The organism is Gammaproteobacteria bacterium, assembly GCA_037388465.1.
Taxonomy (GTDB): Bacteria; Pseudomonadota; Gammaproteobacteria; order SpSt-1174; family SpSt-1174; genus JARRKE01.
Window position 1 is genome coordinate 1 of sequence record JARRKE010000063.1, and the last position, 11,520, is coordinate 11,520.

9 protein-coding genes are annotated in these 11,520 nt (G+C 60.4%); 3 read left to right on the forward strand and 6 right to left on the reverse strand.

Annotated elements, in window-relative coordinates:
• Nucleotides 1–245: 245 nt before the first annotated feature.
• The 6 genes from P8Y64_11125 to dnaE all read right to left on the reverse strand — a co-directional run bounded on the left by P8Y64_11125 (nucleotide 246) and on the right by dnaE (nucleotide 8,354).
• Complete coding sequence (locus P8Y64_11125; protein ID MEJ2061017.1) at nucleotides 246–977, reverse strand: hypothetical protein; 732 nt, start codon at nucleotides 975–977, stop codon at nucleotides 246–248.
• Between the two features lie 117 nt (nucleotides 978–1,094).
• Entirely contained in the window at nucleotides 1,095–1,322 is a 228-nt protein-coding gene (locus tag P8Y64_11130; protein MEJ2061018.1) for a hypothetical protein, read from the reverse strand.
• A gap of 783 nt (nucleotides 1,323–2,105) precedes the next feature.
• Nucleotides 2,106–2,312, reverse strand: a complete 207-nt coding sequence (locus P8Y64_11135) for a hypothetical protein (protein MEJ2061019.1) — start codon at nucleotides 2,310–2,312, stop codon at nucleotides 2,106–2,108.
• 48 nt (nucleotides 2,313–2,360) lie between these two features.
• A complete protein-coding gene (gene tilS / locus P8Y64_11140; GenBank protein MEJ2061020.1) occupies nucleotides 2,361–3,644 on the reverse strand; it encodes a tRNA lysidine(34) synthetase TilS in 1,284 nt (427 codons plus the stop codon).
• 122 nt (nucleotides 3,645–3,766) lie between these two features.
• Nucleotides 3,767–4,726, reverse strand: a complete 960-nt coding sequence (gene accA, locus P8Y64_11145) for an acetyl-CoA carboxylase carboxyl transferase subunit alpha (GenBank protein MEJ2061021.1) — start codon at nucleotides 4,724–4,726, stop codon at nucleotides 3,767–3,769.
• Between the two features lie 166 nt (nucleotides 4,727–4,892).
• Nucleotides 4,893–8,354: a DNA polymerase III subunit alpha gene (gene dnaE / locus P8Y64_11150; GenBank protein MEJ2061022.1), complete on the reverse strand. Its 3,462-nt coding sequence runs from the start codon at nucleotides 8,352–8,354 to the stop codon at nucleotides 4,893–4,895.
• 315 nt (nucleotides 8,355–8,669) lie between these two features.
• On the opposite strand from dnaE, the gene P8Y64_11155 reads away from it, so the two are divergent.
• From P8Y64_11155 to P8Y64_11165, 3 genes are all read left to right on the forward strand, one after another.
• Entirely contained in the window at nucleotides 8,670–9,608 is a 939-nt protein-coding gene (locus tag P8Y64_11155; GenBank protein MEJ2061023.1) for a sulfur oxygenase reductase family protein, read from the forward strand.
• Between the two features lie 62 nt (nucleotides 9,609–9,670).
• Nucleotides 9,671–10,963, forward strand: a complete 1,293-nt coding sequence (locus P8Y64_11160) for an FAD-dependent oxidoreductase (protein MEJ2061024.1) — start codon at nucleotides 9,671–9,673, stop codon at nucleotides 10,961–10,963.
• Nucleotides 10,964–11,018: 55 nt separating this feature from the next.
• Nucleotides 11,019–11,520 (forward strand): hypothetical protein (locus P8Y64_11165; protein MEJ2061025.1); only part of this gene is annotated, 502 nt, incomplete at its 3' end.

The window sequence follows — 11,520 nt, forward strand, 5'->3', positions numbered from 1 at the left end:
TTAATATTCCTGCCTTCGACAGTGTTTCCTTTGATCAAGGTTTCCAGAGCGCTTTTGTCGAGGCGTGCGTCAGCAAAGGATGGACCTGAAATATTCATGGCTAGAAAACCGCAAACAATAGCCCAACGCCATATGTGATTCATGTCTTCTCTCCTTGAATGAACAACTCATACCTCGCATCACCAGCGGCAAGTTTATTGTTCTCTTATATTACTAATAATTGCTCTCTGGCCCTTATTTTTCGTTTAGTGCTTGATGTTGGTAATAGTTTGAATCGCAGGTACTAATACCTCGTCTATAAGCCTCTGGATCTCATTTTCTGGTATATGCGTAAGTCTATCTTTACGTTGCTGCAATGCCTTTTTAACTCTGAATCTTGTTATGACTCCAACCTTCCAGCTGAGACGGTGAATTGCAGATTCTATATCTGATATAGCATCGTTATGAGCAAATGATTTAAGTTTTGACTGAATGCTAATAAGGAATTGGCTATTTGGATCGTCGCTCTGCACGACCTGCCCAAATGCAGAAGCAAAATATTGATCAATAGCTACCATTCGGCTACGGATACTTTTTATTGAATCAAGCTCATATCCATAAATAGGGTCATGGAGCGATACTAAATGCACAGCTTCTGCATAGGCCTGCTCAATTGATTCAAATCCTTCAAACGCCTTATTTATGAGCATTTGCCTGAGATAAGGTGTGAAATATACCTTAATGGCACCTATTTCTTCGTCAGAAAAATTTGCATCGGGAAACTGCCGTTTTATGCTATTGATTATTGAATCAATTTCTGGATTGAAGTCTTCGACATTTAATAGCCCAAAACGATGCCAGATCTTGAGTAAGATAAAAAGGGCTAGTCGATAATTTTGTAGCCGTTCTGTCCTGGCGCGATAGAAATAGCCAATAGCTGCACCGCTTACACCGATTAGGGTGACGGCTAATGCAGAGTTGGCAACTGACCAGTCCATTCCTTTACCTTGGAATCCAGCATTCTAGAGGTTCTCTCTTACTCTCCATGGTATAACTTCAAAGTGCCGCTAGGGCGAATGAAGCATTGCGAAATGCGTGCTCAATAGATCGCCTTGTCAGCCGCCGCTTGTCTCCTCGTCTGGATCATGAGAAAGTTTCTTTATCCCAAAAATCAAAGTAGGAAAGCCCACTAGAAAGAACAACATAAACAGCCAAATATATTCTGAATCAAGCTCCAGACCGTAGTCATAGAAACGTACTAAAAAGCAAAGTGCGATCAGTGAAGCCGCCATGCCAACGGTAAATGGTAGGGATCGCCACCACAGCAGAAAAAAAGCTTTCATTAGCCCTACACCTCTTTTATTGCCCAATACTAGATTCTAGTTCCGAAACACGCGAGTCAAGATACGATGCTCTGTCGCGAGAAGATATGCTGATCCCGATGCTAAGCAATATTCCGAAGACAAGGAATGTGCCGAGCGCAAGTGTAACTAACGATCTTCGATTCATTGCTTTTCTCTTACAGCTAACGCCAAGCTCAGCCAAGGAGGGTCACATAGCGTGCCGAAGTTGGCTGGAGTGACGTGTTAGATGGCATATTGTTATGCCCAAAGTCGAGTGATAATAACGATAGCGACCCCGACTGCCCCGAAACCGAACAGGACAAGTTGCCACCAGAACAATCGCCACGACAATTGGCCCAACACCTTAGTCTCTAGACGCGTGTCGGAGACGGCTGGCTTCCCTTTAGAGCGTGAACGTGCAATCTGTGCCGTGGTTCGAAAATCTCGAAGGCGATTTATAGCGCACCAAACCGCTAGTCCAATGGAGGCAGAAAGAAGGAGCATTGATCCTGTATCAGCAACAAGCAAGTATTTGCTCAAGGGTTTCGAGTAAGCAAGGCCAGAAACTAAAAAAGCCAAGAGGCCTGTGGCTAGACCAAGCACAAGGTTGGACACAGATGAGAAGTGTTCACGCGTGACAGTTTGCCAACGGATGAAGCTATCTAGATCATCAGATGGCATTCGCTCCCCCTCCATGCCCTCTAACGCTTGAGTTAAGCGATACGTATCAGCGTATCCGCTGGAACGAACTGTTAGGCCAAGCCTTATATGTAGGCGAAACGATTAGCCTGTGTTGCAGTTCCGGGAACAGTAGTAGCAGCCATTTGACTGTGTATAGTGCCTCTGGGCTTCTCGAACTGCCGGAGCGCAGGTTGCGAAATCACCTAGGTAGATCCGATTTTCAGGAGCGGGCATAAAGCTGCACCCCTGCTGGTGAACTTCGTGATCTCCGTTAGCCTGAGCGTTTTTGTTTACATAGTACCTTGCCATGATCATCCCCTCCTTGTGTTGATTAAGAATATCTAATGCATAGGCGTCTTATTCACACGCCCAAAACCCCACCGCCGCAATCAATCGCTCCCCTGCGTAAACCAGCGGAATCCGCTCCCGCTCCCAGGGCGGCACACCCTCTTCTTGTAGCAGCTTTTTCAGCTCGTGTGTTTCCTGGCGTCCTTTGGGGTGGCAGCGCTCGCCGCCCTGGCGGAAACGTACGCTGAGAGGTCCATCCAGCGCAGCCACATCCACGCCCAGGTCGAGCAGGTCCTGTTGCGTGAGGCACAGATTCAATGACGACAGCTCCAGCGGTTCGCTTGGGTCCCATTTATAGATAGTAGTCGGATCATGCGGCGGCAAAGGGGCGAAGGCGTACAGATCGTCCCGGTAGCGGCGCACTTCCGCGCCCGGCCAGTCCACGCAGGGCATCCGATCCTCACCGGCCGTGAGCACGTCTTCCAGGATGCGCGCCAAGCGCGCCTCGGAAGGCATGGGCAGGCCTTTGTCGTGCAGCCAGACACGGATCGCGTTGCGGGCGCGATTGGTGGGCAATCGGCGCAGTGCCTGTACCGACAAGCAGTCCGGGCGGCTGCCCTGCCCCGTCTCGATATCCTGCCGGCCGAGGGTCTGCAGCAGCGCCCAGGCCTCCGCCTGATGACGGGCGGCACGTGCCAGGGTTGCGCCGGCAGAGGGCCAGTGTTGTGTCAGCACGGGCATGACGTGATGGCGGAAATAATTGCGCGCCAGATGGGTGTCGGTATTGGTGGGGTCGTCGATCCAGGTCAGACCTGCTGCCTCGGCATAGGCCTTCAGTTCGGGGCGTGTCACCTCAAGCAGCGGCCGTGCATGCCAGGTACTCGGAGAGAAGGGCGCGACGCGCGGCATGGCGCTGAGTCCTGCCGGGCCGGCGCCGCGCAGCAACTGGTTAAGCAGGGTTTCGGCCTGGTCGTCCTGGTGATGGGCGGTAAGCAGCAGGTCGCCTTGGCGGCAGTATTCACGCAAGGCGTCATAGCGTGCACTGCGCGCTGCCGCCTCCGGGCTTTCGCCGTCGGAAGGTCGTGCATCGACGTGCAGGATATCCAACGGACAGTCGAAGTCTTGGCAGACCTGGGCGCAATGTTTTTCCCAATTCGCTGCCTGTGCCTGCAGGCCGTGGTTGACGTGCACCGCCTGCAGCGGCGGCAGCTCGTCGCGCAGCGAGACCAAAACGTGAAGCAGTACGGTGGAATCCAGACCGCCGCTGAATCCCACCACGTAGCGCCTGGCGGGTGGCAGGCGGTGCAATACGGGAAGCAGGTCGCGGGCGATCAGCGCCATGGCGCGGCCCACGATTCAGGTCCCGGGGACGGGACATGAAGGGGAATGGACTTCGGTGTGGGCAGGATGCCCGGGGCGGACGGGTGCCGCGCTACGCCGGGGCGGTGTCGCGCAGCACCGGGATTCACGAGGTCTCAGCCTTCCTGGAAATTACCGTAGGACATGAGACGTTGATAGCGCACATCGAGCAGCTTGTCGATGCCCTGCTTGCGCAGGTTGCGCAGCGCATTGCTCAGGGCGTTGCGGAGGTTGTCGGCCATGGCCTCGACATCGCGGTGCGCGCCGCCCAGCGGTTCGGAGATGATCTCGTCGATCAGGCCGAGTTCCTTGAGGCGGTTGGAGGTGATGCCCATGGCCTCGGCCGCATCCGCGGCCTTGTCCGCGCTCTTCCAGAGAATGGAGGCGCAGCCTTCGGGCGAGATGACCGCGTAGGTGCCGTATTCCAGCATCATGACCCGGTCGCCGACGCCGATGGCCAGCGCGCCGCCGGAACCGCCCTCACCCACCACGGTGCAGATGATGGGGGTCTTGAGCTCGGACATCTCCAGCAGGTTGCGGGCGATGGCCTCGCTCTGGCCGCGTTCCTCGGCGCCGATGCCGGGATAGGCGCCGGGGGTGTCGATGAAGGTGAGCACGGGCAGCTGGAAGCGCTCGGCCAGGCGCATCAGGCGCAGCGCCTTGCGGTAGCCCTCGGGGCGCGGCATGCCGAAGTTGCGGCGCAGCTTTTCCTGCGTGGTGCGGCCCTTCTGGTGGCCGATGATCATCACCGGCTCGCCGTCCAGGCGGGCCATGCCGCCCACGATGGCCTCGTCGTCGGCAAAGGCGCGGTCGCCGTGCAGTTCCTGGAAGTCGGTGAAGATGTGCTCGATGTAATCGAGGGTGTAGGGGCGGCGCGGATGGCGCGCCAGCTGGGAAATCTGCCAGGGGCTGAGCTTGGCGAAGATGGATTCGGTCAGCCCGCGGGCCTTGGCTTCGAGCCGCTGAATCTCTTCGTGGATGTTCAGCTCGGAGTCATCCCCCATGAAACGCAGCTCCTGGATCTTGGCTTCCAGTTCCGCGATGGGCTGCTCAAAATCGAGAAAATCGGGATTCATGTGTATTAATTGATCACTTTTTGCTCTGCTTCCCGGGCTCGGCATTGTACATGGGCTGCATGCGCTCGGCTATGCATGGCCCCGACTTGTCCGCGAATTGGGGCGGATATGCCGCGAAAAGGCGCGAGAATACATGCTTCGCCGCGCGGACGCGACAGGCACGCGCTCAATACTGCACCCGCACGTTTTCGTCGCCCAGCAGCCTGCGCAGACGGTGGATGAGACCCTCGGCGGGCGAGACGTTCCAATCCTCGCCGAAACGGTACTCGGCGCTGGCGTCGTTGTTTTCGTAATGCAGCACGATGGGGCAGTTTCCCTCGCCGCGGTAGGGCTTCATGGTCTCGGCCAGCTCGGACAGGAAGCCGTTGACCGCCCTGCCCCGGTTCAGGCGCAGGCTGATCTGCCGGGCGAAGTGGGTGCGCGCCTGGTCGATGTCGAACAGCTCCTTGACGCGCAGGCGTACCCCGCCGTTGAAGTCGTCGAAGCTGGCCGTGCCCTCGGCCACCAGCAGCTGGTCCTTGTTGAGCAGCTGGCCGTAGCGCTGGTAGTTCTCGCTGAACAGGGCCAGCTCGATGCGCCCGGTGTTGTCGTCCAGGGTGACGAAGGCCTGTCGGCCCGAGTTGGTGTTGCGCATGCGGATGTTCACCACCAGCCCGGCGATGGCCACGCTGCGCTCGCCGCGGCGGTCGTCGGACAGATCGGCCAGCAACGGGCCGAGGCGCGGGCCGGTGAACTGCCTGATCTCGTCCAGGTACTGGTTGATGGGGTGGCCGGTGAGATACAGGCCCAAAGTCTCTTTTTCCGCGGCGAGGCGTTCCGGTTCGTCCCATTCGGGCACGTCGGTCTGCACCGGCGTTTCGACCACGGGCAGCGCGCTTTCCCCGAACATGTCCTCCTGCCCGGCGCTGGCGTTGCGGTGGGCCTGCTCGGCCAGCTGCACGGCGGTGGGCAGGGCGTACATGAGCCCCGCGCGCGACTCGCCCAGGCTGTCGAGGGCACCGGCTTTGATCAGCGCTTCCAGGGCGCGCCGGTTGAGCTTTTGCAGGTCGCTGCGGGTGCACAGGTCGACCAGGTCCTTGAACGGGCCGCCTTCCTCGCGCACCGCGAGCAGGCTGTCGATGACCGAGCTGCCCACGCCCTTGATGGCGCCCAGGCCGTAGAGAATGGTGTCGTCTCCCACCGCGCCGAACATGTGCCCCGAGCGGTTGATGTCCGGCGGGACCACCTGCAGCTTCATGTTGCGGCATTCGTCGATGAGGGTGACGATCTTGTCGGTGTTGTCCATATCGGCGGACAGCACCGCTGCCATGAAGGCCGCCGGATAGTGGGCCTTGAGCCAGGCGGTCTGGTAGGCCAGCAGCGCGTAGGCGGCGGAGTGCGACTTGTTGAAGCCGTAACCCGCGAACTTCTCCATCAGATCGAAGATGTGCGTGGCGAGGTCGCCGTCCACCCCGCGCCCGATGGCGCCCTTCATGAAGATCTCGCGCTGCTTGGCCATTTCCTCGGGCTTTTTCTTGCCCATGGCGCGGCGCAGCAGGTCGGCGCCGCCCAGCGTGTAGCCGGCCAGCACCTGGGCGATCTGCATGACCTGTTCCTGGTACAGGATGATGCCGTAGGTCGGCTTGAGGATCGGCTCCAGGTCCGGGTGCAGGTAGTTCGCCGCCTGCTTCCCGTGCTTGACGTTGATGAAGTCGTCCACCATGCCCGATTGCAGCGGGCCAGGGCGGAACAGCGCCACCAGGGCGATGATGTCCTCGAAGACGTCCGGCTGCAGGCGGCGGATGAGGTCCTTCATGCCGCGCGATTCGAGCTGGAACACGGCGGTGGTTTCCTGCGCCTTGAGCAGGTCGAACGAGGGGCCGTCGTCCAGCGGGATGTGGGCGATGTCGAGCAGGTCCTCGCCCTGCGCCTTGCGCGAGGCGTTCACCGTCTGCACGGCCCAGTCGATGATGGTGAGGGTGCGCAGGCCGAGGAAGTCGAACTTCACCAGGCCGATGGTCTCGACGTCGTCCTTGTCGAACTGGGTGACCAGCCCCTGCCCGCCCTGTTCGCAGTACAGCGGGGTGAAGTCGGTCAGGTCGGAGGGGGCGATGACCACGCCGCCGGCGTGCTTGCCGGCGTTGCGTGCCAGGCCCTCCAGCTTGCGGGCGAGGTCGATCAGCGCGCTGACCTCCTCGTCCCTGTCGTACTGTTCCTTGAGGTCCTCGCTCTCGGCCAGGGCCTTTTCCAGGGTCATGCCGATCTCGAACGGGATCAGCTTGGCGATGCGGTCCACGAAGCCGTAGGGGTGGCCCAGCACGCGGCCCACGTCGCGCACCACGGCCTTGGCGGCCATGGAACCGAAGGTGATGATCTGCGAGACCTTTTCGCGGCCGTATTTGCGGGCCACGTATTCGATGACGCGGTCGCGGTTCTCCATGCAGAAGTCGACGTCGAAGTCGGGCATGGAGACGCGTTCCGGGTTCAGGAAGCGTTCGAACAGCAGGTCGTATTTGAGCGGGTCGAGGTCGGTGATGCGCAGCGAATACGCCACCAGCGAGCCGGCGCCGGAGCCGCGCCCCGGCCCCACCGGGATGCCGTTGTCCTTGGCCCACTGGATGAAGTCCGCCACGATCAGGAAGTAGCCGGGGAAACCCATCTGGTTGATGACGCCGAGCTCGATCTCCAGGCGCTCGTGGTAGGGCTTGCAGGCGGCGTCATCGCCGGCGATGCCGATCTCCGCCAGGCGTTTTTCCAGCCCCTTGCGGGATTCCTCGGCCAAAAATTCTTCAATCGTCTGGCCGGCGGGGATGGGGTAATCGGGCAGGTAGTTCTCGCCGAAGGTCAGACCCAGGTTGCAGCGCCTGGCGATCTCGACGCTGTTTTCCAGGGCCTCGGGCAGGTCCTCGAACAGCTCCACCATTTCCTCGGGCGTGCGCAGGTACTGGCGGTCGCTGTAGGCATGCGGCCGGCGCGCATCGTCCAGGGTGTAGCCGTCGTGGATGCAGACGCGGGCCTCGTGGGCCTCGAAATCGTCCGGCGTGATGAAGCGCACGTCGTTGGTCGCCACCACCGGGGTGTTGGTGGCGGCGGCCAGGTTCACCGCGGCGTGCAGGTAGTTTTCCTCGCCGGTGCGGTCGGTGCGGGTGACCTCGAGATAAAAACGGTCGGGGAACAGTTTTTTCCAATAGTCCAGGCGCTTGCGGGCTTCCTTGTCGCGTCCGTTGAGCAGGATCCGGCCGATGTCGCCGTGCATGCCGCCGGAGAGCGCGATCAGCCCCTCGCTGGCCGCTTCCAGCCATTCGTGCTGCACGGTCGGGATGCCGGCGTGCTGCCCCTCCTGGTAGCCGCGAGACACCAGCCGGGTGAGATTGCGGTAGCCGGTGTCGTTCATGCACAGCAGCACCAGCGGCGACAGCGGTTCGTCGCCTTCGCGGATCTGCACCTCGACGCCGATGATGGGTTTGAGACCCTGGGCGATGGCCGCCCGGTAGCACTTGACCATGGCGAACAGGTTGCCGTGGTCGGTCATCGCCACCGCCGGCATGCCCGCCTCCGCGACCGTCTTCATCAGGGGCTTGATCCGCACCACGCTGTCGATCAGCGAATACTCGGTGTGGAGATGAAGATGGACGAAAGATGGATTCATCTAGATGGCGGCAACGGGTCGGGACAGCGGATGGGGGGATATTGTGTCACGGAAACCCGGCCTTGGCACCCCCGGCCCCCTGGCAGTAGAAAACCATTAAAGAATATTAAAAACAGTTAGTTATTGAATATTCCTAAAGAAGACTGTCTGTGTGGGTTCGGGACGACCACCCATGTGCGATGTGGCCCACCGGGTGGTGTAAATAGACCAAGTAAAATGCTCAGGTAATCGGGTTTTGCGGGTTAAGTCACTGAATTTCCTGCCTGGCACAGCCTCTGCATGGATGAGGACGAACCCGAAGCAAAAGGAGGTTTCATGTCTGACGGCAATCCGATCATCGCAGTCAATATGTCCAAGGTGACCAATACCCCGGAAAGCTTCCAGACCATGATGCATGTCGGTCCCAAGGTATGCATCACCACCGCGTCCCATCCGGGTTTTATGGGTTTCGAGCAGCTCATCCAGACCGGTATCCATCCCATGGCCGGCCGTTACGGCGGCGGCGCCATCGACATGCGCGAGTCGCTGAACCCGGTCGGCATGTTCCAGTACACCGTGTGGAAGGACGTGAAGTCGCATGAAGAGATGCATCACGAGAATTTCGACGAGATCTACGAGCTGTGCGGAAGCTGCCTGGACATGGTGGTCGAAGGTCCGTGGGAACCGTTTTACGAGGTGGTGGCATCCGACCTGCCCCAGCTGATGGGGATGACCGACGTGCCGAACGAACTGGGCGGTTCATTCGCCCGGCAGGAGCCGGTGCCCAAGGTCGCCCTCGCCTCGCAGCGCGCCGTGGTGGTCGGCGACCACTGGGTGATGCACGGACACGAGGAAGACTTCGAGCAGGGCGCGCAGGAGACGCTGCGCTGGATGAAGGACAACGTGCCCGGGATGGTCGGCTGGATGATCATGAAGCAGTTCGGCGTTTCGGCCATCGGCTCCTTCCAGCTCGATCCAAAGGGCATGCTCAAGGCCACCCTGGGCGCCAACCCGCCCGCCTACAACACCAATTACGGCGACGAGGTGCACGATACGCCGCCGATTCCGGCCCAGACCCCCGCCCAGTATTTCGTGCACATGGAGTGGGAGTCGCCGGAGCACGCGCATATGGGGCTCGGCCACGCCATGGTCGACTACGAGCTGCGCCAGATTCACAACGACGGCGTGCTTGCCCATGTCGATCGCGGACCGTACTACATGATCTTCGCCCCGATGATGGAACAGGGCCTGTGGCGCAGGCATCTGGCCGCATAACCCCTGCTCCGCCTGCGCGTTTCGCAGAGCAATAACACCCCCGTAACGAACAGGAGGTCAGTATGAGCAGCAAACCGCATGTGGTCGTCCTGGGCGGCAATTTCGCCGGCCTGGGCTCGGCCCAGAAGATTCGCCAGTACGCGGGTGATTCGGTCGACATCACCGTGGTCGACCGCAAGAATTACCTGCTCTTCATTCCCAACATTCCCGCCGACGTGTTCGAGAACCGCGACCCGCAGGCGCACCAGCGCATGGACCTGCCCGACGTGCTGGCGGAGGACGACATCGCCTTTTTACAGGGCGAGATCACGTCCGTGGACGTGGACAACAAGCAGGTCGATTACATCCCGTCCGAACGCCCCGGCTCCGAGACGGACAGGCTCCGGTACGACTACCTGGTGGTCGCGATCGGCAACCGTCTGGCCTACGACAGGATCGAGGGCTTTGCCGAATACGGCCACACCGTGAGCGACATCTATCACGGCAACAAGCTGCGCAAATATCTGTGGGAAGGCGGCTACCAGGGCGGCCCCATCGCCATCGGTTCGGCGCGCTTTCACCAGGGCGACGGCGCCGAAGGCCTGGAGCCCTACCCCGGCGGCAGCATTCCGCTGGCGCTGGCCGCCTGCGAAGGACCGCCGGTGGAGGTGATGCTGTCCACCGCGACCTATCTGAAAAACACCGGCCAGGGCGGGCCCGACAAGATCACGGTGTTCACCCCGGCCGAGCTGATCGCGGAGGATGCCGGCGAGGACGTGGTGAACCAGCTGCTGGGGATCGCCTCCGGCATGGGGTTCAACTACCTGAACGACACCCAGGACATCACCTGCCTGACCGCGGACGGCATCGAGTTCGCCAACGGTCAGTCGCTCGAGGCCGAGGTCAAGATCATCTTCCCCGACTGGGTGCCGCATGAGTTCCTCAAGGGACTGCCGATCTCGGACAGCGAAGGCTTCATCGTGACGGATCTGCTGATGCGCAATCCGAAGTACCCCGAAGTCTTCGCTGCCGGGGATGCGGCCGCGGTAACCGTGCCCAAGCTGGGCGCCATCGGTCACGACCAGTGCGAGATCGTCGGACGCCAGATCGCCAGGGACATGGGGCGCATGACGGCGGCGGATGCCGACCGGCCCCTGCAGCACGTGGTGTACTGCATCGGCGACATGGGCAACAACCAGGCCTTTTATATCCGCTCCAACAGCTGGTACGGCGGCGATACGCAGATCCTGAAAATGGGGCACACGCCCTTCCTGCTGAAGATGCAGTACAAGAACCTGTTCTTCAAAACCAAGGGCAAGATGCCCGAATGGGGCCTGGACTTCTCCAAGCTGATGGCCGAGAAGCTGGCGGCCTGAGGCCCGCGCGGGACGTGGGTATCACGCCGTTTCAACTTTCTGGAGGGACGTAACCATGGCTACCAACATGCTGGAGAAGCAAACCCCGACCGGGCCGGCGGACCTGACCCCGGAGCAGTGGCAGGGCCTGGCCCAACTCGGCACCCTGGTCAACGGACTCGGCGGGCTGTTGTCCGGTCCGCTGGCCGGGCCCGCCACCGAGACCGTGAACAAGCTGGGCGCCCTTTACGCCGAAAACGACCTGCCCGCGTTGATGGAAGACACGGTGCTGACGTGGAAGGCCATGCGCGACAGCGGCCTGATGGCACTGATACGCGAGAACGCGGATTTCATCGCCGAGACCATTCGCCTGCTGGCCCCGATGTCGGGCAGCCTGGTCGAGGCGGTACGCAAGATGCCGGTCGAGTCGCTGCGCGAGGACGCGGTGCAATTTCATCGGCTGATGGTCAAGTGGCGCGCCGTCAGCGCCTTCATCGACCAGCACCTGGCCGGCGATCTCGCGGCGCTTGCCGTGCAGCTCACCGAGTTCGTGCAGCAGAACGAGACCGACGCCGCGC